This is a genomic window from Kitasatospora sp. NPDC040550 (assembly GCF_055594965.1).
In genome coordinates this window covers 239,533-260,595 of record NZ_JBVIWC010000008.1, presented here as the reverse complement: position 1 = coordinate 260,595, position 21,063 = coordinate 239,533, and the positions used below count along the sequence as shown (strand labels likewise).

The 21,063-nt window shown below is 72.4% G+C and carries 17 protein-coding genes and 1 tRNA gene; 3 read left to right on the top strand and 15 right to left on the bottom strand.

The genetic code is table 11. The features are described 5' to 3' along the window. Positions 1 to 8: 8 nt before the first annotated feature. The 3 genes from ACZ58X_RS15075 to ACZ58X_RS15065 all read right to left on the bottom strand — a co-directional run bounded on the left by ACZ58X_RS15075 (position 9) and on the right by ACZ58X_RS15065 (position 1,464). Positions 9 to 677, bottom strand: coding sequence for a helix-turn-helix domain-containing protein (locus ACZ58X_RS15075; protein WP_470334084.1), 669 nt, complete (start codon positions 675 to 677; stop codon positions 9 to 11). Positions 678 to 865: 188 nt separating this feature from the next. Then, a tRNA-Thr gene (locus tag ACZ58X_RS15070) sits at positions 866 to 941 on the bottom strand. A gap of 97 nt (positions 942 to 1,038) precedes the next feature. Further along, on the bottom strand, positions 1,039 to 1,464 hold the full coding sequence (locus tag ACZ58X_RS15065; protein ID WP_470334083.1) for a winged helix-turn-helix transcriptional regulator: 426 nt from the start codon (positions 1,462 to 1,464) through the stop codon (positions 1,039 to 1,041). A 150-nt stretch (positions 1,465 to 1,614) separates the two neighbouring features. On the opposite strand from ACZ58X_RS15065, the gene ACZ58X_RS15060 reads away from it, so the two are divergent. After that, positions 1,615 to 2,211, top strand: coding sequence for a flavodoxin family protein (locus tag ACZ58X_RS15060; protein ID WP_470334082.1), 597 nt, complete (start codon positions 1,615 to 1,617; stop codon positions 2,209 to 2,211). A 19-nt stretch (positions 2,212 to 2,230) separates the two neighbouring features. Here ACZ58X_RS15060 and ACZ58X_RS15055 read toward each other — a convergent pair whose 3' ends face one another. The 5 genes from ACZ58X_RS15055 to ACZ58X_RS15035 form a co-directional block, all read right to left on the bottom strand. Beyond that, positions 2,231 to 3,565, bottom strand: coding sequence for an MFS transporter (locus ACZ58X_RS15055; protein ID WP_470334081.1), 1,335 nt, complete (start codon positions 3,563 to 3,565; stop codon positions 2,231 to 2,233). 138 nt (positions 3,566 to 3,703) lie between these two features. Further along, on the bottom strand, positions 3,704 to 4,846 hold the full coding sequence (locus ACZ58X_RS15050) for a S8 family serine peptidase (RefSeq protein WP_470334116.1): 1,143 nt from the start codon (positions 4,844 to 4,846) through the stop codon (positions 3,704 to 3,706). A 162-nt stretch (positions 4,847 to 5,008) separates the two neighbouring features. Beyond that, positions 5,009 to 6,253, bottom strand: coding sequence for a S8 family serine peptidase (locus ACZ58X_RS15045; RefSeq protein WP_470334080.1), 1,245 nt, complete (start codon positions 6,251 to 6,253; stop codon positions 5,009 to 5,011). Positions 6,254 to 6,409: 156 nt separating this feature from the next. Next, on the bottom strand, positions 6,410 to 7,984 hold the full coding sequence (locus ACZ58X_RS15040) for a WXG100 family type VII secretion target (RefSeq protein WP_470334079.1): 1,575 nt from the start codon (positions 7,982 to 7,984) through the stop codon (positions 6,410 to 6,412). A 94-nt stretch (positions 7,985 to 8,078) separates the two neighbouring features. Continuing rightward, the gene (locus ACZ58X_RS15035; protein WP_470334078.1) at positions 8,079 to 8,642 is read right to left on the bottom strand and encodes a hypothetical protein; all 564 of its coding nucleotides are present in this window, start codon (positions 8,640 to 8,642) and stop codon (positions 8,079 to 8,081) included. A gap of 321 nt (positions 8,643 to 8,963) precedes the next feature. On the opposite strand from ACZ58X_RS15035, the gene ACZ58X_RS15030 reads away from it, so the two are divergent. After that, the gene (locus tag ACZ58X_RS15030; protein ID WP_470334077.1) at positions 8,964 to 10,817 is read left to right on the top strand and encodes an FUSC family protein; all 1,854 of its coding nucleotides are present in this window, start codon (positions 8,964 to 8,966) and stop codon (positions 10,815 to 10,817) included. Positions 10,818 to 10,918: 101 nt separating this feature from the next. Here ACZ58X_RS15030 and ACZ58X_RS15025 read toward each other — a convergent pair whose 3' ends face one another. From ACZ58X_RS15025 to rsmI, 7 genes are all read right to left on the bottom strand, one after another. Then, positions 10,919 to 12,733 (bottom strand): ABC-F family ATP-binding cassette domain-containing protein, encoded by a 1,815-nt coding sequence (locus ACZ58X_RS15025; protein WP_470334076.1) that lies wholly within the window; start codon positions 12,731 to 12,733, stop codon positions 10,919 to 10,921. A 224-nt stretch (positions 12,734 to 12,957) separates the two neighbouring features. Continuing rightward, the gene (locus ACZ58X_RS15020; RefSeq protein ID WP_470334075.1) at positions 12,958 to 13,872 is read right to left on the bottom strand and encodes a 4-(cytidine 5'-diphospho)-2-C-methyl-D-erythritol kinase; all 915 of its coding nucleotides are present in this window, start codon (positions 13,870 to 13,872) and stop codon (positions 12,958 to 12,960) included. Next, the gene (gene rsmA / locus ACZ58X_RS15015; RefSeq protein WP_470334074.1) at positions 13,869 to 14,855 is read right to left on the bottom strand and encodes a 16S rRNA (adenine(1518)-N(6)/adenine(1519)-N(6))-dimethyltransferase RsmA; all 987 of its coding nucleotides are present in this window, start codon (positions 14,853 to 14,855) and stop codon (positions 13,869 to 13,871) included. Before rsmA ends, ACZ58X_RS15020 begins: the two co-directional genes overlap by 4 nt. A gap of 82 nt (positions 14,856 to 14,937) precedes the next feature. After that, positions 14,938 to 15,816 carry a TatD family hydrolase gene (locus ACZ58X_RS15010; RefSeq protein WP_470334073.1) on the bottom strand — a complete coding sequence of 293 codons (879 nt, stop codon included), beginning with the start codon at positions 15,814 to 15,816 and terminating at the stop codon, positions 14,938 to 14,940. Next, positions 15,816 to 17,435, bottom strand: a complete 1,620-nt coding sequence (metG, locus tag ACZ58X_RS15005) for a methionine--tRNA ligase (protein ID WP_470334072.1) — start codon at positions 17,433 to 17,435, stop codon at positions 15,816 to 15,818. Before metG ends, ACZ58X_RS15010 begins: the two co-directional genes overlap by 1 nt. Before the next feature lie 162 nt (positions 17,436 to 17,597). Further along, on the bottom strand, positions 17,598 to 18,023 hold the full coding sequence (locus ACZ58X_RS15000) for a hypothetical protein (RefSeq protein ID WP_470334071.1): 426 nt from the start codon (positions 18,021 to 18,023) through the stop codon (positions 17,598 to 17,600). 235 nt (positions 18,024 to 18,258) lie between these two features. After that, positions 18,259 to 19,128, bottom strand: a complete 870-nt coding sequence (gene rsmI / locus ACZ58X_RS14995) for a 16S rRNA (cytidine(1402)-2'-O)-methyltransferase (protein WP_470334070.1) — start codon at positions 19,126 to 19,128, stop codon at positions 18,259 to 18,261. A gap of 105 nt (positions 19,129 to 19,233) precedes the next feature. Between rsmI and ACZ58X_RS14990 the strand changes: the two genes are divergently transcribed. Further along, positions 19,234 to 21,021 (top strand): dolichyl-phosphate-mannose--protein mannosyltransferase, encoded by a 1,788-nt coding sequence (locus ACZ58X_RS14990; RefSeq protein WP_470334069.1) that lies wholly within the window; start codon positions 19,234 to 19,236, stop codon positions 21,019 to 21,021. Positions 21,022 to 21,063: the final 42 nt, after the last annotated feature.

Genomic DNA, 21,063 nt, shown 5'->3' with positions numbered 1-21,063 from the left:
GGAGCCGCTCAGCCCTCGGCCATCCGCTCCAGCAGGCCGGTGCGCGCGGCCACCGCGGCCGCCTCCAGCCGGGTGCGCGCGCCCAGCTTCATCAGCACCCGCTGCACATGGGTACGGGCGGTGCTCGCGGCGATCCGCATCCCGGCCGCGATCGCCGCGGTGTCCTCGCCGTCCGCGATCCGGGCCAGCACCTGCACCTCACGGCGGGTCAGCAGCCGCAGCAGCCGGACCGCCTCGTCGTCCGGCTCGGCCACCGGGCGCAGCAACTGGTCGAAGGCCCCGCGCAGGACGTCCACCGCCACCGCGGCCTCGCCCGCCCGGGCCCGCCCGATCGCCCGCTCGACCACCTCGATCCGCTCGTCGCTGGGCACGTACCCCGCCGCCCCGGCCGCGAACGCGCAGGCCACGCCCCGGAGTTCACCGACCGGCCCGAGCACAATCACGGCCACCTCGGGCCGCTCCCGGCGGATCCGGCGCAGCCCGTCGAAGGCCCCCGGCTCGCCCGGCGCGGACACCCCCAGCAGACACACCTCGGGCCGCCGCCCGGCCACCAGATCGGCCGCCACACCGGCCGGCGAGCCGACCGCGAGCACCCGGTGGCCACGCAGTTGCAGCGCGGTGGCCAGCGCCTCGGCCAACAGCCGGTGGTCGTCGACCACCACGAGTCGAACACCCATGACGCCCTCCCGGTCGGGGTCCGGCTCGCGCCCGCACCCGGTGGGCGGGCGGCCGATGACGCACCATCACAGCGCATTCCGTACCCGACCCGCCAGGCCACCGAGGATCGCGCGACCAGCGGCGGAACGGGGCGGACCCGGGTGCACAGAACGCGAAAGACCCCCGCCGCGAGGCGAGGGTCTTTCAGTGGAGCCCCCATGCGGAATCGAACCGCAGACCTTCTCCTTACCATGGAGACGCTCTACCGACTGAGCTATAGGGGCTTGGCCTTGCGTTTCCGCCTGGCCGGTCGAACAAGGAAGACACTACACGGCCGTCGGCCCGGAAGGGAAATCGGCTCCGCCCGGGCTCCGCGGGCCGTCAGCCGTCGGCGTGCGCCGCGTCGAACTCCTCTCGGGCCGCCAGCATCTGCCCGGCCCGCCGCTCCGTCCAGCGCCCGAGCGGGGCGACCAGCCCGGCCAGCTCGCGGCCGAGCGGCAGCAGGTCGTAGACCACCCGCGGCGGCGTCTCCGGGAAGACCGTGCGCAGCACCAGCCCGCTGCGCTCCAGGCTCCGCAGCGACTGGGTGAGCATCTTGCGGCTGACTCCGCCGACCGCGCGCTGGAGCTCGGAGAAGCGCTGCGGCCCGCAGGCGGACAGGCTCATCAGGATCAGCATCGACCACTTGTCGGCAAGCTCGGCGAACAGCTCGCGACTGGGGCAGAGCTGGGCGAAGACGTCCAGCTCCCGCCCCGCACCCTCCGCCCGTCGCTCGACCCCGACCCGGGCCGCTTCCTCCGTCGTCATACGCCCAGGGTAGACCTGCGGTCTCCGATCCGCACCTGGTCTCCGATGGAGACCTGGTCTATATTAGAGACCGGTCGATGGAGCGGGCCCGCCCCGCTCCATCCCCCCTGCCCTCCCCTGTCCCGCCATCCCGTCCCCAGGAGTGCCCGCATGACCGCCATCCGCCCGACCGTCGCCCTCGCCTACCACTCCGGCTACGGCCACACCGCCGTGATCGCCGAGGCCGTCGCCCGCGGCGCCGCCGCAGCGGGCGCCGAGGTCGTCACGATCGCCGTCGACACCATCACCGACGAGCAGTGGGCCCAGCTGGATGCCGCCGACGCGATCGTCTTCGGCTCCCCCACCTACATGGGCACCGCCTCCGGCGCCTTCCACGTCTTCGCCGAGGCCAGCAGCAAGCGCTGGTTCACCGACGCCTGGAAGGACAAGCTCGCGGCCGGCTTCACCAACTCCGCCTCCAAGAGCGGCGACAAGGCCGGCACCCTCGGCTTCTTCCAGACCCTCGCCGCCCAGCACGGCATGAACTGGGTCAACCTCGGCCTCAAGCCCGGCTGGAACGCCACCACCGCCTCCGAGGACGACCTCAACCGCCTCGGCTTCTTCACCGGCGCCGCCGCCTCCTCCCCCGCCGACGCCGGCCCCGAGGCCGTCCACAAGGCCGACATCGCCACCGCCGAGCACCTGGGCGAGCGCGTCGCCCGGCACACCGCCGTCGTACTGGCCGGCCGCGCCGCCCTGGCCGGCTGAGACCGCCCCCGCCGCACGGCTACGCCGCCGGATCCGCCCCCAGCACGGGCGCCCGGCGGCGTCCGCCGTCCACCGCCGCCAACTCCGCACCCGTGGTGTCCGGCAGCAGCCACAGGCAGCCCAGCGCCAACAGCCCCAGCACCCCCAGGTACCAGCCGACCGGCTGCGCCGTCCCGTACACGCCGGTCAGCCGCGTCGCCACCAACGGCGTCAGCCCCCCGCCGACCACCCCGCCCAGGTTGTACGTCAACGCGGCACCCGTGTAGCGCACCCGGGTCGGGAACAGCTCCGGCAGGAACGCCGCCACCGGGCCCATCAGGCACCCCAGCACCACCATCGCCCCGGCCAGCGCCATGAACATCAACGGCCGGCGCACCGTCTCCAACAGCGGGAACAGCGCCAGTGACCAGCCCGCCGCCAGGCCCGCGGCCCAGCGCAGCGTCCGCCGCCGCCCCCACCGGTCACTGTGCGCCGCGCTCAGCCACACCGTCACGGCCCCGCCCACCGCACCGACCAGCAGCATCGCCAGCACCACCGTGCTCGCCACCCCCAGGCCGGACGTCGCGTACGCCAGCGCGTACGTGGTGGTCAGGTAGAACAACGCGTACCCGAGCGTGATCGCCCCACCCCCCGCCAGCACCGGCCGCCAGTGTTCCCGCAGCACCTCCACCACCGGCGGACGGTCCCGCCGCTCGTCCGCCCGGAACAACGGCGTCTCCGCCAACCGCAGCCGCACGAACAACCCCACCGCCACCAGCGCCAACGAGGCCAGGAACGGCACCCGCCAGCCCCACGCCCGGAACGACCCCTCGTCCAGGGTGAGTTGGAGCACTAGGAACGCCCCGTTCGCCAGCACGAACCCGCCCGACGGCCCCAACTGCAGGAACCCGCCGTACCGCCCGCGCCGCCCGGCCGGCGCGTTCTCCGCGATCAGCAGCGCCGCCCCGCCCCACTCCCCGCCCAACCCGACACCCTGGCACACCCGCAGCACCACCAGCAGCGCCGGCGACCACCACCCCCACGCCGCGAACCCCGGCAACAACCCCACCGCCGCCGTCGCCAACCCCATCAGCAACAGCGACACCACCAACGTCGCCTTCCGCCCCACCCGGTCCCCGAAGTGCCCGAACACCACCGCCCCCAACGGCCGGGCCAGGAACGCCACCGCGTACACCGAGAACGCCGCCAACAACGCCCCGGTCCCACCCATCCCGGGAAAGAACACCGGCCCGAACACCAGGGCCGCCGCCGTCCCGTACAGGAAGAAGTCGTAGAACTCGATCGCCGTCCCGATCAACGCCGCAGCCGCGGCCCGCCTCAACTGCCCAGCCCGCCGGGCACTCTCCGCATCCATACCACCACCCTCCCCACCCCCGCCCCACCCCCACCAGCCCCCACCCGAGTGACCCCGGCGCACACCCCAGGCCCCAGCGCCCACCAAAAAGCCCGAGCGCCGCCACCACGACACCCGGGCCCACCCCTCCCCCTGCCGCTACCGCCCGGCCGGCGGCACCCCCACCCTCCGCCTCCGCGCCACGACGACCATCACCCCGGCCACCACAGCCAACCCGGCCACCACCCCGCCCACAACCGGCAGCACACTGCCCGACCCGGACGACGCCACGGCCTTCGGCTGCACCGTCGGCGCACCAGCCGCAGCTCCGGCCGGACTCGGCGACGAAGACGCGGACACCGACGCACCCGCCGAGGCCGAAGGGGCAGCCGACGGCGTAGCCGCATCAGCCGGAAGCGGCGACACATCCGCCGGCCCCGGATCCCCCGGATCCGTCAACGCGACCCTCGGCCGCACAACCCCATAACCGACACCGTCATTGCGGGCAGAGCCGTCAGTGGGCTTCCCTGCTGTATTGATGAGCACCCGAAGGACTTGATTCGCTGTCCAGTCCTTGTGGACGGCCCAGACCAGCGCCGCCGACGCCGACACCAGGGCGGCCGCATCCGACGTGCCATGACTCTTGCAATACCCGGTGTTTCCCGTACAAGCCTCAATCATGTCCATACCAGGCGCAACGAGTGTCACCTGCGGCCCCTGCTGGGATTCCGTAGTCGCAACGACATCACGACCAACGGCGCCCACTCCGACAACATTGGGCAGTGCACTGGGGTACTCGGCAAGATTTCCCGACTGGGCCGAGTTGCCGACACTGGATACGACCAGCACCCCCTTCCCGCGGGCCCACGCCAAGGTCCTGTTCAGCTTGTCCACATCGTCAGGCGAGGTGGACACGGCAGGAATTCCTTGCGAGATGTTGATGACCTTCGCACCTTTGTCGACCGCATAGGTGACGGCCTGCCCGATCTGGCCGAGGAAGTCGGTCGAAACCACCGGCCCGACAGTCCCATTGTTGATCTTCAGTGGAAGGATCTTGGCGGCTGGCGCGAGCCCATAAGCACCCGTACCGCCGTTGGCCTTACCGGTCCCGGCGATCAGACTGGCCATCTGCGTACCATGCCCGTCAGCGTATGAACCGGCACCGCCGGAACCACCGCTGTAGTCCTGCCCGGGGAGGAACTGGCCCACCAGATCCGGATGATCCAGTTTGAAACCACCATCGATCACCGCAACGGTGATTCCGTCTCCCTTCGAGGTCTTCCACATCTCCGGGGCGTGCATGGCGTCCAAATGCCACTGATCGGGCCGAATCGGACCATCAGCAACCGCCAGCCCGACCGCACCCCCCACCCCACACACAGCCGCAACCCCAACGGCCACCAGCCGCCGGGTCCACATATAGCGACTCCCCACCCGATCCCCCACTGACACGAACGGTCCGAACTACTCCGCGTACGGGTCGGCCCCCGGCCGAACCGGCGACGCGACCGCCCGCCGCCGCCGCACCGCGGCGAACACCACCCCGGCGACCACCACCAACCCGGCCACCACTCCGCCCACGATCGGGAGCGCACTGCCCGACCCGGACGACGCCACAGCCTTCGGCTGCACCGTCGGCGCACCAGCCCCAGCTCCGGCCGGACTCGGCGACGAAGACACGGACACCGACGCACCCGCCGAGGCCGAAGGGGCAGCCGACGGCGTAGCCGCATCAGCCGGAAGCGGCGACACATCCGCCGGCCCGGGGTCCCCCGGATCCGTCAACGCGATCCGGGGCCGCACCGCACCCCAACCGGCATCATTCGTACGGACGTTCCCGCCATTCGGCCTGCCCGCAGTATTGATGAGCACCCGCAGAATCTGATTCGCCGACCAGTCCGGATGGACCGACCAGACCAGTGCCACCGAGGCCGAAACCAGAGCTGCCGAGTCCGATGTTCCGTGGCTCTTGCAATAGTCGGTCGATGACGTACAGGCAGCGACGATGTCCACCCCGGGCGCGACCAGAGCGACATGCGGCCCCGTTTCCGACTCTGCCGTGACGCTTCCATTGTGATCAAAGGCTCCGACACCCACCACATTGGGCAATCCACCCGGGTAGGAGAGCAGGTTGCCCGACTGTGCCTCGTTCCCCACGCTAGCCACGACCAGAACACCCTTGGCCCGTGCAGTCGAGAGAATGCCGTCCAACTTCGCCACATCGTCGGGCGAGGTTCGAATCGCCGTCACGCCCTGGGAAACATTGATGACCTTCGCACCCTGATCGACCGCATAATTCACGGCATCTCCGACCTGCCTCAGGAAGTCACCCGGATCGAGTGCCCCGACAGATCCATTATTGATCTTGAGTGGAAGAATCTTGGCTCCCGGAGCCAGCCCGACTGCCCCCGTCCCCCCAACGCCCTTGCCCGTTCCGGCAATCAGGCTGGACATCTCAGTACCGTGACCGTCCCCGAATGACCCGACCCCGCCCGGGCTGCCACTGAAGTCCCTGCCGGGCAACAATTGGCCCACCAGATCAGGGTGATCGAGCTTGAATCCCCCGTCGATCACTGCAACGGTAACGCCCTTGCCCGTTGAGACCTTCCACATCTCAGTCGCGTGCATGGTTTCCAGGTGCCACTGCTTCTCGCGGATCGTGTCGTCCGCGATCGCAGAACCTGCGACGGGGCCGACGGAGACTCCCATCGCCAGGAGCGCCGCAGTCGCAACCCGCCAACGCACTCGCGCGTTCGTCCGCCCCATCACAACTCCTCATCGATCCATCTGCAGAGCCGAAAACATGCCCCGAACACGTCTGCCCGGTCACTGGGCGAGCCCAGTGACCGGGCAGACATTGGCGTCCTACTCAATCACGTCCGGGTTGCTGTGCGGCGTACCACTGGTCCACGTCTCCTCGTCCTCGTGGAGGTAGTCCGCGCGGTCGCGGCGGTCGCGTTCCTTCTTGCCGCCGTGGCCGCCCGCACCCGGGGCCATCATGCCGTTCTGCCCGGACCGGGCCCCGCCCTCGGCGGCTCCCGCCGCCGCACGGTTGCGTAGGCCGGTGCCACCAGGGGTGAACTCCCCCCCGGCAGCAGGGCCCTTGCGGCCACCGACCGTGCCGCCGGAGGTCGAGGTCAGGCCCCGGCCGCGCGAGCCACCGCCGCCGCCGACAACGCCGTGACCGCCGCCCATACCCGGGTGCATGCCACCCATGGGCGAACCGCCGACCCGGCCGCCGCCCGGCGCGCCATCACGACCGAAGACCGTCCCGCTCGGGAGTCCCGGGGTGCCGGTCTTGCCGGGGACCGAGCCGCCGCTGAACGGGCCGGTACGGAGGGGAACCGAGCCGCCGCCCTTGACGGGGATGCTGCCGATGCCCTTGGTCGGAACGGAACCGCCACCGGTGCCCACCGGGAAACCGGAGATCGGGCCACCGCCCGGCACGCCCGGCAGGCCGCCTCGACCGTCGGGACCGCCTGGGTAGCCGGGAGTTCCGCCCGGACCGTTCGGCAGCACTGGACCGCCCCCGGGCCCGACCGGGGTGGTCTGGTCCGGCAGGGTCGGGATGCTGTCGAGGCCGGTGCCGGGGCGGGTGACCGGGTCCGACGGGTGGGACGGCGGGGTCGGGGTGCCCGGGTCCTGCGGCGGGGGCGGCAGCTGACCGCCGCCGTAGGGCGGAGTCGGGCCGGGGTGGGTTGGGTGCGACGGGTCCTGCCAGCTCGTCGCCGGATCGCGGGGCCTCATGGTCGCACCGCCGTAGTCGGCACCGGACGGACCGTGGCTCCCCCCGACGCTGCCACCACTGGCGCGAGGGCTCCGAAGAGCCCCTCCGTAGTTCCCGCCTCTCCCACCGCCCGTGGATTCAGCGGACGATTCATTCTGGTTACTTCCCGCAGGAGTTCCCGGCAGCACCACGTTGTCGTCGATCCCGTTCAACGTGGTCGTCGCCGCGGTGTACGCCTGCGCCAGCTTCTCCATCTGGAGAATGGCTTCCTGCTTCTCCTTCTCAATGGTGGCAGCAGCCTGAGCGGCCCGGTCCTTACTCACCCAGTTCGGGTTGAGGGAGAACATGAAGTCGTCGACCGACTTACCGTTCAGGTCCACGTTCGACGGCATGTAGAGCGTCTGCGCCTTGGCCTTGGCCAGCAGGTCGATCTCCGTCTGCGGAGGCTTGGGCACAGCGGACTGGGCCGTACTGAGCGCCTCTCCGGCCTGGACCATGGCGTTGCCTGCGGTCGTGGAATGCTGGGCGATGATCGCCGCGGACTTGTAGAGGTTCCCGACCCAGGTCTTGAAGCCCTCGGCCGCCGGCCCCTCCCAACTGACATTGCCGAGGTGCCCCTGCAGCGCCTGGCTGAGGTCCGTCAGGACGCGGCCCGCGTCCTGGAGCTGGTTGGCTCGTTTCAGTACATCGGCCGGCTTCCCGCCGTCGACCATCCCCTTGAGTACGGCGTGGTCGATGTTGCTGAACTCCGTCGGTCCTGACATGGTCTGTTCCCCGTCTCCCCGTAGATCTCTCCCGGCGCGGCTGTCAGGCCGTCACACTGGACGCCGACGCCGTTCCGCTCGCCCCCGCCGCGATCGCCTTCTGGGCGTCGGTCGTGTGGCCCTCGTTGGTCGTGTACTGGCTGTGCGTGTCCGTGACCGCGGCCTTCATCGCCTCGATCTGCGCCGCGAAGTCCTTGTGCAGCTTGACGAGCTGGTCGTGGACCTTGTCGTAGGCGCCGTGCAGGGCCACGGCCTCCGGGAACTTCCCGGCATCCGACGCGTTGACGAAGCTGCCCTGGGAGACCTTCTGCTCCTGGAGCTTGTACGGCGCGGCCGCCGATCCCTCCATGGCCTGGAGCAGCGCATCGACCTTGTTGGCGAAGTTCGTGAGCGTCTGCAGCTCGATCTGGACGTCCTGCTTGCCGAAGGCCGCCACCAGGTCCCCGGCGCTGACGTTGGTCTGCACGGTACTGACCATGGGGGCGATCTTGACCCCGTGCCCCCAGGGCAGCGGGATCGTCGGGCCGTCCAGCATGAACGGCGTCGCGTCCGGTGTCCCCGGTGCCGGCGTCGATCCCGCGCTCGGCGTGGTCGTCGGCTCTCCCACAGCAATCCACCTCTCCCCCGTACGGCCCGCGCGTTCCGGGCGTGTCCCGGGCCCCGTCGCGCCGCAACGCACCGTCAACTTCTAAGGCTTACCGTCCTGGTCGGTTCGGCCGCCCGCCCTGGGGGCGGCCCCCGCCTCTGTCATGGTAGCCACCGCCCCTGTCGGCCCGGCAGGGCCCTTGGTCTGGGCGGGCGCGATCGGTACGAACTTGACACGTACAGCCCGGGGTCGGGCCGCTGGGTAGACTGCCCCGGTACGCCCCATCTGCCGTGCAATGTCGCTCAGCAGCGAGCCGTGGCCGCAGAACGGACGTGTGACGACATGCCTGAGCAGAGGACGCCCTGGTGGGCCCGGGCGGTGCGGCCGGAGCGGCCGCCGGTGCCGGTGGTGTTGATGGTGCGGGCCGCGGTGGGGATGGCGGTGCCGCTGGTGCTGGGGTTGTGGGCGCACCGGTTGGACCTGGGGGTGTTCGCCGGCCTGGGGGCGATGCACGCGACGATGAACGACCGGGTCGAGCCCGCGGGGCTGCGGGTGGTCCGGATCGGGTCGGCGGTGGCGGCTTCGGCGGCGGGGATGCTGGTCGGTACGGCCTTGCAGCACGTCCACGCGGGCGTGGTGGTGCTCGGTGCCGGGCTGACGTTGACGGCGTTCGTGTCGGGTGCGTTGAGTGCGACGGGTCCGCGCGGGTCGGCGGCGGGGATGCTGCTGCTGGTGTCGGCGGCGTTGGGCAGTGGGATGCCGTTGCCGGGGCCGTGGTGGGCGGCGGCGCCGATGATGCTGGTGGGTGCGGCGTTCGTGGTGCTGCTGGGTCTGCCCGGGCGTGCGGCCGACCCGCGCGTCCGGGCGTTGGCGGCGGCGTACGAGGCGCTCGGCCGGACGCTCGGCGATCTGGGGACGGCGCGGGGCGCGGAGTCCCGCCGGGTGTTGACGGCCCGCCTGAACCAGGTGCAGGACCTGCTCCCGGGGCGCGGCCGGACGGCCCTGCGCCCGGTGTACGAGGCGGCGCTGGCGGCGACCGAGGCGGCGACGGGCCTGTTGTGGGCGTGGCGGCCGGTGCCGGCGGAGGTGGCGGCGGTGCCGGGGCGGCTGGCGGCCGCGGTGCGGCGGGGCGGTGGCGAGGTGGTGCTGCCGCGGTGGCGGCCGGACACTCCGGCGCGGCAGGCCTTGGACGTGGCGCTGCGGGCCGCCGCGGACGCGGTCGCGGGTCGGCCGGCCCGGATCGACGCGGCTCCCGCGCCGCCGCCCGACCCGTGGCGGCTCCGGGGGCGCTTGTGGTCCGCCGCGTCGGCGCGGTACGGGCTGCGGGTGGCGCTGTGCATCGCGGTGGGTTCGGCGGTGACGGCCAACTACCCGCTGAGCAAGAGCTACTGGGTGCCGATGACGATCGCGTTCGTGGTGAAGCCGGACCTGGGTTCGGTGTTCCTGCGGGCGGTGAGCCGGGCGGTCGGCACGGTGCTGGGTGTGGTGGTGACGGCGGCGCTGCTGGCGTCGACCACCGAGGAGTGGGTGCTGACGGCGGTGGCGGCGCTGTGCGTGGCGCTGCTGCCGTACGCGACGGCGGCGCACTACGGGCTGACCACGGTGGCGATGACGCCGATGGCGCTGGTGCTGCTCCAACTCGGCGGCCAGAGCAGCGCGGCCGAGTTTTGGCCGCGGGTGCTGGACACGGTCCTGGCGAGCGCGATCGTGCTGCTCTTCGGCTACCTGCTGTGGCCGGAGCGCCCGCGGCACCGGATCGAGCCGCGGCTGGTGACCGCGACGACCGCCCTGCGCGCCTACCTGGACGCGGTGACGGAGCACCGGACCGGCGAGGTGTGGCTGCGCCGTACGGCCTACCGGTCGTTGGCGGACGCCCGGCAGGAGGTGCGGCAGGGGCTGGCCGAGCCGCCGCCCACGGGCCGGCTGGCCGAGCAGTGGCTGCCGGCCACGGCGGCGCTGGAGCGGCTGGGCGGGGCGGTGGCGGCGTTCGCCGCGCAGATCCGGTACGGGGGCCGGGTGCCGGATCCGGTGGAGACCGAGCGGGTCCGGCGGGCCCTGGACGAGCTGACGGCCGCCGCCCGGGAGCACCGGCCGCCGGTCGGTCGGGCGGCCCGGCCGGACGCACCGCACGACCCGGCGCTCAGTGCGCTGGGCCGTGCGGCGGACGAGTTGGAACTCCTGCTCAAGCAGCGGTAGTTCAGGAAGCAGCCAACTCAGCGAGGAAGCAGCAGGGAGGTAGCAGCAGGGAGGTAGCAGCCGACTCAGCGAGGAGGCTGCCGTTTCAGGGAGGCAGCCGCTCAGACCTGCTCGGCCAGCTCCAGCCAGGTCATCTCCAGCTCCTCCTTCTCCTCCCGGACGGTGCGCAGCTGCCCGTCCAGTTCGGCGACCTTGGAGAAGTCAGCGGCGTGCTCGGCGAGTTGGGCGTGCAGCTTGGACTCCTTGTCGTCCAGCTTGGCGATCTGGCGCTCGATCTTCTGCATCTCCTTCTTGGCCGCCCGGAGGTCCCCGCCGGAGAGCCCGGCGGCGGGGTCGACGGCCGGGGCCGCGGCGACGGGGGCGGCCTGCGCCGCGGCGGCGGCCATCCGGGCCCGCCGCTCCAGGTACTCGTCCACGCCGCCCGGCAGCATCCGCATCTTCTTGTCGCCGAGCAGCGCGTGGACGACGTCGGTGGTCCGCTCGATGAAGAACCGGTCGTGGCTGATGACGACCATCGAGCCGGGCCAGCCGTCGAGCAGGTCCTCCAGCTGGTTGAGGGTCTCGATGTCCAGGTCGTTGGTCGGCTCGTCGAGGAACAGCACGTTGGGCTCGTCCATCAGCAGCCGCAGCAGCTGGAGCCGGCGCCGCTCGCCGCCGGAGAGGTCGCCGACCGGCGTCCACTGCTTGTCCTTGCCGAAGCCGAACTGCTCGCACAGCTGGCCGGCGCTCATCTCCCGGCCCTTGCCGAGGTCGACCCGGGAGCGGACCTGCTCGACGGCCTGCAGCACCCGGGTCGTCGGCTCCAGCTCGGCGACCTCCTGGGACAGGTAGGCCAGGCGCACGGTCTTGCCGACCTTGATCACGCCGGAGGTGGGCTGGACGTCGCCCTCGCTGGTGTAGGCGTCGCGCATGGCGCGCAGCAGCGAGGTCTTGCCGGCGCCGTTGACGCCGAGCAGGCCGATCCGGTCGCCGGGGCCGAGCTGCCAGGTGAGGTTCTCCAGCAGCAGCTTGGGGCCGGCCTTGACGGTGACGCCTTCCAGGTCGAAGACGGTGCGGCCGAGCCGGGCGTTGGCGAACTTCATCAGCTCGCTCTTGTCCCGGGGGTCCGGCACGTCGGCGATCAGGGCGTTGGCGGCTTCGATCCGGTAGCGCGGCTTGGAGGTGCGGGCGGGGGCGCCGCGGCGCAGCCAGGCGAGCTCCTTGCGGGCGAGGTTCTGGCGCTTCTGCTCCTCGACGGCCTCGATCCGGGAGCGCTCGGCGCGGGCGAAGACGTAGTCGGAGTAGCCGCCCTCGTACTCGTGCACCTCGCCGTGCTGGACGTCCCACATCCGGGTGCAGACCTGGTCGAGGAACCAGCGGTCGTGGGTGACGCAGACCAGTGCGGAGCGGCGCTTCTGCAGGTGCTGGGCGAGCCAGTTGATGCCCTCGACGTCGAGGTGGTTGGTGGGCTCGTCGAGGATGATCAGCTCGGGGGAGCCGAGCAGCAGCTTGGCGAGGGCGATCCGGCGGCGCTCGCCGCCGGAGAGCGGGCCGATGACGGTGTCGAGGCCGTCGGCGAAGCCGGGCAGGTCGAGGCCGCCGAAGAGGCCTTCGATGATGTCGCGGATCCGGGCGTCGCCGAGCCACTCGTGGTCGGCGCGGTCGGCGATGACCTCGTGCCGGATGGTGGCCTTCGGGTCGAGCGAGTCGTGCTGGGTGAGGACGGCCGGTTCGAGGCCGCCGTTCCAGGTGATCCGGCCGCCGTCGGGCTCCTCCAGCTTGGCGAGCATCCGGATCAGGGTGGTCTTTCCGTCGCCGTTGCGGCCGACGACGCCGATCCGGTCGCCGTCGCTCACGCCCAGGCTGACCGCGTCCAGCAGGGTGCGGGTGCCGTAGACCTTCGTGACGGACTCGATGGTGGCGAGGTTGACGGCCACGTGTGCTGCGCTCCTGGGTTCGGCGGTCGGGGGCGGGCCCAGCCCGCCCCTCTCTCGGGGACGACCCGATCACCCCAGCCTAATGGGCGGGCCGCAACGCCCTCACCGCGTCGAGCGCCGCCACCACGCCAGGCGCGCCCACCGCGTCGAACGCCCCCACCACGCCAGGCGCGCCCACCGCGTCGAACGACCGGAGCCCCACCACCTCGAGCACCCCCGCCGGGTCAGACGACCGACGCCCCCGGCACCGGCCCGTACGTGGCGTGCGCGGCCCGGCAGGTGCCGGAGGCCAGCAGTGCCCGCGCGACGGCGGCCGCCGCCTCGGCGTCCTTGGCCAGGAAGGCGCAGGTCGGTCCGGAGCCGGAGACCAGGGCGCCGAGCGCACCGGCCTCGGTGCCGGCCCGCAGGGTGGCGGCCAGCGCGGGCCGCAGGGAGAGCGCGGCGGCCTGGAGGTCGTTGGTGAGCGCGTCGGCCAGCGCGACGGCGTCGCCGTCGGCGAGGGCGGCGAGCAGGGCCGGGTCGGCGTCGGGGGTGGGCACCTGGCGGTCGCTGGAGCCGGTGCCGGCCTCCTCGCGGAGCCGGTCGCACTCGCGGAAGACGGCGGGGGTGGACAGGCCGCCGTCGGCGACCGCGAAGACCCAGTGGAAGGCGCCCTCGACCGGCAGCGGTTCGAGGATCTCGCCCCGGCCGCGGCCCAGCGCGACGCCGCCGAGCAGGGCGAAGGGCACGTCGGAGCCCAGTTCGGCGGCCAGGTCCAGCAGCACCGGGAGCGGGGTGTCGAGCTTCCACAGCGCGTCGCAGGCGACCAGCGCGGCGGCGCCGTCGGCGCTGCCGCCGGCCATGCCGCCGGCGACCGGGATGGCCTTGGCGATGTGCAGGTGGACGCCCGGGTCGGCGATCCCGTGGTGGGCGGCGAGCAGCCGGGCGGCGCGGGCGGCGAGGTTGCTGTCGTCGAGCGGGACGGCGTCGGCGTCGGGGCCCGAGCAGGACAGCGTCACGCCGTCCGCCGGGGTGGCCGTGACCTCGTCACCGAGCGCGACCGCGAAGAAGACGTTGGCCAGGTCGTGGAAGCCGTCGGCGCGCAGTCCGCCGACCCCGAGCTGGACGTTGACCTTGGCCGGTACCCGTACGGTGATCACTCGTCGTCCCCAGCGGGCTCGTGTTCGGCGGGCTCGTGTTCGGCGGCCTTCCGCTCGACCGGCTCGTGCTCGACCGGCTCGTGCTCGACCGGCTTGTGCTCGACCGGCTTGTGCTCGACCGGCTTGTGCTCGGCGATCGCGGCGAACTGCTCCACCGTCAGCATCTCGCCGCGCAGCTTGTGGTCGATCCCGGCGGCCGCGAGTGCCTGCTCGGCCCCGGCGGCGGAGCCGGCCCAGCCGGCCAGCGCGGCGCGCAGGGTCTTGCGGCGCTGGGCGAACGCGGCGTCGACCACCGCGAACACCTCCTCGCGGCTGGCGGTGGTCGTCGGCGGCTCGCGGCGGATCAGCGAGACCAGCCCGGAGTCGACGTTGGGGGCGGGCCAGAACACGTTCCGCCCGATCGCACCCGCCCGCTTCACCTCGGCGTACCAGTTGGCCTTGACCGAGGGAACGCCGTAGACCTTGTTGCCGGGCTTGGCGGCGAGCCGGTCGGCGACCTCGCTCTGCACCATCACCAGGGTCCGCTCGATGCTGGGGAAGGTCGCCAGCATGTGCAGCAGGACGGGCACGGCCACGTTGTACGGCAGGTTGGCGACCAGCGCGGTGGGCGCCGGGCCGGGCAGCTCGGCGACCTCCATGGCGTCGCTGAGGACCAGCGCGAAGGCGTCCGCCTTGCGGGGCATCCGGGCCGCGACGGTGTCCGGCAGGTGCCGGGCGAGCACCGGGTCGATCTCGACCGCGGTGACGTGCCGCGCGACCTCCAGCAGCGCCAGCGTGAGCGAGCCGAGCCCGGGCCCGACCTCCACCACCGCGTCCTGCTCCGTCACCTCGGCGGCGCGGACGATCCGCCGCACGGTGTTGCCGTCGATGACGAAGTTCTGCCCGCGCTGCTTGGTCGGCTTCACGCCGAACGCGGCCGCCAGTTCGCGGATGTCGGCGGCGCCCAGCAGGTGGCTGTCAGGGGTGGGGTCGGTGGTGCTCACGCGCCAAGGATACGGGCGCGGGCGCCGCCCCCCGGACGCGCCGAACCGGAACGCCCGTCTCCGGACGGCCCCCGCGACCCGCTCAGTACCCGAAGGCCCGCGCCGTGTTCGCCGCGATCGCCGCCGACAGCTCGTCCTCGTGCAGCCCCAGGGTCGCCGCCATCGACCGCACCGTGACCGGGATGAGGTACGGCGCGTTCGGCCGCCCCCGGTACGGGTGCGGGGTGAGGAAGGGGGCGTCGGTCTCGACCAGGATCCGGTCGAGCGGGGTGGCGAGCAGCGCGTCGCGCAGCGGCTGGTTGGCCTTGAAGGTGACCGGTCCGGCGAAGGAGAGGTACCAGCCGTGCTCGGCACAGACCTTCGCCATCTCGGCGTCGCCGGAGTAGCAGTGGAAGACGGTCCGCTCCGGGGCGCCCTCGGCCAGCAGGACGGCGATGACGTCCTCGTGGGCGTCGCGGTCGTGGATGACCAGTGCCTTGCCGTGCCGCTTGGCCATCACGATGTGGCGGCGGAACGACTCCTTCTGGATCTCCACGCCCTCCGGCCCGGTGCGGAAGTAGTCCAGCCCGGTCTCGCCGACGGCGCGGACCTGCGGCAGCGCGGCCAGCGCGTCGATCTCGGCGAGCGCCTCGTCCAGCGCCGCCTGCCCGCCCGCGTGCCGCTGCTGCCCGGACCACCCGTCGGCGTCGCCGAGGAAGATCCGCGGCGCCTCGTTGGGGTGCAGGGCGACGGCCGCGTGCACCTGCTCGTACTGCGCCGCCAGTTCGGCGGCCCAGCGCGAGCCGGGCACGTCGCAGCCCACCTGGACGACCGTGGTAACGCCGACCGAGGCGGCCCGGGCGAGCCCCTCGGCCGGAGTGCCGGCCTGCATGTCGAGGTGGGTGTGCGAGTCGGCCACCGCCACGGCCAGGGGCTCCGGCAGCGGCGGCGGGGTCGACCGGTCGTCGTCCTTGCCGGCCATCAGGAGGCGGGCTTCTCTTCGAGGCGCGGGAAGAGGATCTCGCCCTTGGTGACGGTGGCGCCGACGGGCAGCCGGCCCCAGTCGCCGGTGGTGGCGACGCGCTGGTCGGCGAGCGCGCCGAGGCCCTCGGCGGCGCCCAGCGAGGCCCACAGCTTCTCGGCGGTGGACGGCATCACCGGGTTGAGCAGCACGGCGGTGCCGCGCAGCGCCTCGGCGGCGGTGTAGAGGATGGTGGCGAGGCGGGCCTGCCCCTCCTCGGACTCGTCCTTGGCGACCTTCCACGGCTCCTGGGTGGTGAGGTAGCCGTTGACCTGCTTGACGAACTCGAAGATCGCCGCGAGGCCGCCGGCGAAGTCCAGCTCCTCACCGATCTTGGCGTCGGCGGCGGCGACGGCCGCGGCCAGCCCGTCCGCGACGGCCTGCTCGGCCTCGCCCGCGGCGGTGGCGGCCGGCAGCGTCCCGCCGAAGTACTTGCCGACCATCGCGGCGACCCGGGAGGCCAGGTTGCCGAAGTCGTTGGCGAGCTCGGAGGTGTAGCGGGCGGTGAAGTCCTCCCAGGAGAACGAGCCGTCCGTGCCGAACGGGATCGCCCGCAGGAAGTAGTAGCGGTACGCGTCGACGCCGAAGTGCGAGGTGAGGTCGGTGGGCGCGATGCCGGTCAGGTTGGACTTCGACATCTTCTCGCCGCCGACCATCAGCCAGCCGTTGGCGACGACCCGCTTGGGCAGCGGCAGGCCCGCGGCCATCAGCATGGCCGGCCAGATCACCGCGTGGAAGCGCAGGATGTCCTTGCCGACCAGGTGGACGGAGGCCGGCCAGAGCTCGGCGAAGCGCTCCGGGTCGCTGCCGTAGCCGGCCGCGGTGATGTAGTTCTGCAGCGCGTCGACCCAGACGTAGAGGACGTGCTTCTCGTCCCAGGGCAGCGGCACGCCCCAGTTGAAGGTGGAGCGGGAGATCGAGAGGTCCTTGAGGTCCTGCTCGACGAAGCGCAGCACCTCGTTGCGGGCCGAGGCCGGCTGGATGAAGCCGGGGTTGGCGGCGTAGAACTCCAGCAGCCGCTCGGCGTAGGCGGAGAGGCGGAAGAAGTAGTTCTCCTCCTCCAGCCACTCGACCGGCTTCTTGTGGACGGAGCAGAGCTTCTCGTCCTCCGTGGCGCCGTCGAGCAGCTCGGCGGGGAGCTTGAACTCCTCGCAGCCGACGCAGTACGGGCCGGAGTAGCCGCCCTTGTAGATCTCGCCCTTGTCGAACAGGTCCTGGACGAACTCCTGCACCCGGGCGGTGTGCCGCTCCTCGGTGGTGCGGATGAAGTCGTCGTTGGCGATCTCCAGGTGCTGCCAGAGCGGCTTCCAGGCCTCCTCGACCAGCTTGTCGCACCACTCCTGCGGGCTGACGCCGTTGGCCTCGGCGGTCCGCATGATCTTCTGACCGTGCTCGTCGGTGCCGGTCAGGTACCACACCTTCTCGCCGCGCTGGCGGTGCCAGCGGGTGAGGACGTCGCCCGCCACGGTGGTGTACGCGTGGCCCAGGTGGGGACGGTCGTTGACGTAGTAGATCGGAGTGGAAACGTAGTACGCCGGGGCGCTCGTCCCGGTGGTGCTGTGGTCTGCAGTGGCCGCCATGGTCGGAAAGCTTAGTCGGGCCCGAACGCACCCCTCGACCGGATATCGCCCCGGCGTACCGCGGGGCCGCCCGCCGCACTGCTCGCGGCGGGCGGCCCCGGCCGCGCTCCCCCGGACCCGTCGGCCCGGTCGCTCCGGTCTGCCCAGGACCCGTCGGCCCGGTCAGCCCAGCAGCCGCGACCAGAACCGGGCCCAGCGCCCCTGCGGCTCGGCGGGCCCGGAGGCCGGGGTCGGCCGGGCCGGCTCGGCGTGCGCCGGGTAGCCGGGGGCGTGCCGCAGGGGCTGGTCGGCGCCGGCCACCCGGCCCTCGCGCATGATCCGGACGGTGTGTCCACCGCAGCCCGGGCAGGTCGGCTTGAGCAGCGGGGACGGCACCCGGACACCGTTGGCGTGGTACTCGAACACGATGTGCCCGTCCCGGGCCACGTGGTGCTCGATGTCGTACGCCTGCTCCCAGCCGTACCCGCAGCGCAGGCAGGCGAAGGAGTAGGCCTCCCGCACGGTCTCGACGGGAGTGTGCGCCCGCCCCGCCAGGCCGGGGACGTTCAGCGCGTTGCCACTGCGGGGGCTACCGATCGTGTCGCTCATAGCCAACTCCCAGTGCCCGTCGGGCGCTCGCCCGGCTGGGTCTTTCCGTTCAAGGAAATGCCCGTACCGCCCTGGCTGACGCCCTTCTTGTGAAGACTTGGATGCGGGTTGGCGAGCCCTATACAAAGGGCGCGTCGGGAACCGGAATCCGGGGTCGAACCTTCATCGCAGCGGGCGTTTAGCCGGGCCTTCCCTCCAAGGTACGACTCCCCGCCCGCCACGCAACCCCCGGAATTCACCCCTTTTTCAAAGCCCCGTCCGAGCCTTCCTTCTTCGCCGCGACGACCGCGTCGAAGACCTCCCGCTTGGGTACGGACAGTTCGACCGCGACCGCCGCGATGGCCTCCTTGCGCCGTTCCCCGGCCTCCTCCCGGACGGCCACCAGCCGGGCCAGCTCGGCCGGGGTCAGCTCCTGCGGCGCAGCCGGCGGGGCGCCCGCGACCACGACGGTGATCTCGCCCCTGACGCCGTCCGCGGCCCAGGCCGCCAGCTCGCCGATCGGCCCGCGCTTGACCTCCTCGTAGGTCTTGGTGAGCTCGCGGCACACGGCGGCCGGGCGCTGGGGCCCGAAGGCCTCCGCCATCGCGGCCAGCGCCTCGGCGATCCGGTGCGGCGCCTCGAAGAAGACCATGGTGCGCGGTTCGGCGGCGACGGTGGCCAGCTGCCGGGCCCGGTCGCCGGTCTTGCGCGGCAGGAAGCCCTCGAAGGTGAACCGGTCGACCGGCAGGCCGGACAGCGCGAGCGCGGTGAGCACCGCGGACGGCCCGGGGACGGCGGTGACCTTCACCTCGGCCTCGACGGCGGCGGCCACCAGCCGGTAGCCGGGGTCGGAGACGGAGGGCATCCCGGCGTCGGTGACCAGCAGCACCCGGGCGCCGCCGAGCAGCGCCTCGACCAGCTCGGGGGTGCGGCCGACCTCGTTGCCCTCGAAGTAGGAGACGACCCGCCCGGCCGGGGTCACCCCGAGCGCCTGGGTGAGCCGGCGCAGCCGCCGGGTGTCCTCCGCCGCGATGACGTCCGCCGTGGCCAGCTCGGTGAGCAGCCGGGGCGGGGCGTCCGAGACGTCGCCGATGGGTGTGCCTGCGAGAACGAGTACTCCTGTCACGGGCCCCATCCTCGCAGCTCCGGGCCGCCGGGGCGTTTGGTGACGATTCGGTCAGCTTCCGAGGGACCGGTCACACGTACGAGGACCGCCCCTACGATGTGGCGGATGAACGGCGACACGGCGGCGCAGACGCCCACGGTGAAGGACCACTCCGCGCGGGGCGGTGTCGGCCTGCCGTCCCCGCGCTCACCGGAGTCACCCTGGGCCCCCGCCGGCTGGCGGGAGCGCCTGGCCGGGTTCGGCTACCGGGCCCGTCCGACCGGCACGCTCACCGAGCGCCTCGTCCCGCCGATGCCGGACGGCCCCGGGGTGACGCGGCCCGACGTCGCGCAGTCCCCGCTGCTGCTGCGGCTGGGCCTGCGGCTGCCGCAGGGCCTCTGGTACTTCCTGTGCCGCTGGTCCGGCTGGCTGGGCCCGGTCGCGGTCGCGGTGTTCGCCGGGCTGCTGCGGTTCACCGACCTCGGCCAGCCGCACGCGATCATCTTCGACGAGACGTACTACGCCAAGGACGCCTACGCGCTCTGGCACGGCGGCTACGAGATCAACTGGCCGGAGGACGCCAACACGACGATCATGACGCCGGGCGCGGCCGTGCCGTACCGCCCGACGCCGTCGTACGTGGTGCACCCGCCGGTGGGCAAGTGGATCATCGGCGCGGGTGAGCAGCTGTTCGGCATGAACCCCTTCGGCTGGCGGTTCGCGGTGGCCCTGCTCGGCACCCTGTCGGTGCTGATGCTGGCCCGGATCGCCCGGCGGATGTTCCGCTCCACCCTGCTGGGCTGCGTGGCCGGCCTGCTGCTCTCGGTGGACGGCCTGCACCTGGTGCTCAGCCGGACCGCCCTGCTCGACCTGGTGGTGATGTTCTGGATCCTCGCCGCCTTCGGCTTCCTGATCCTGGACCGGGACCGCACCCGGGCCCGGCTCGCGGCGAGGCTCGGCGGGGTCGAGGACGCGCTGCTCGCCCAGCGGCTCCACCTGGGCCTGCGCCCGTACCGGATCGCGGCCGGCGTCTGCGTCGGCCTGACCTGCGCCACCAAGTGGAGCGGCCTGTACGTCGCGGCCGCGTTCGGTCTGATGACCGTGCTGTGGGACGTCGGCGCCCGCCGGCTGGCCGGCGCCCCGCGCCCGTACCTGGCGGTGCTGGCCCGGGACGTGGTGCCGGCCTTCGTGTCGGTCGTCGTGGTCTCGGTGGCGGTCTACGTGGCGTCCTGGTGGGGCTGGTTCGCCAGCAGCAACGCGCCCGGTCAGGGCGGCTGGGGCCGGGACTGGGCGGTCGGCCGCTCCACCGATTACCCGTGGATACCCGAGGGCCTGCGGGCCCTGTGGCACTACCACTCGACGGTCTACGAGTTCCACACCCACCTGACCGACCCGCACACCTACCAGTCGAACCCGTGGTCCTGGCTGGTGCTGGGCCGCCCGGTGTCCTTCTACTACGAGTCCCCCAAGCTCGGCCAGAACGGCTGCACCGTCGCCGACTGCGCCCGCGAGGTGCTGGGCATCGGCACCCCGCTGCTCTGGTGGACGGCCCTGCTGGCGCTGGTCTACTGCCTGTGGCTCTGGGCCTTCCGCCGGGACTGGCGGGCCGGCGCGCTGCTGTGCGGCCTGGCCGCCGGCTACCTGCCGTGGTTCCTCTACCAGCAGCGGACGATCTTCCTCTTCTACGCGGTGGTCTTCGTCCCGTTCCTGGTGCTCGCCGTGACGATGCTGATCGGCACGCTGATCGGGCCGGCCGGCGCCTCCCGGGACCGCCGGATCATCGGCTCGGCCGCGGCCGGGCTGCTGGTGCTGCTGATCATCTGGAACTTCCTGTACTTCTATCCGCTGTTCACCGGGCAGACCATCCCGCTGAGCGACTGGCGCGCCCGGATGTGGTTCAACAGCTGGATCTGAGACCCCCCGCGACCAGCGGGGGAAGCGTCCGGGGAGCGCGCG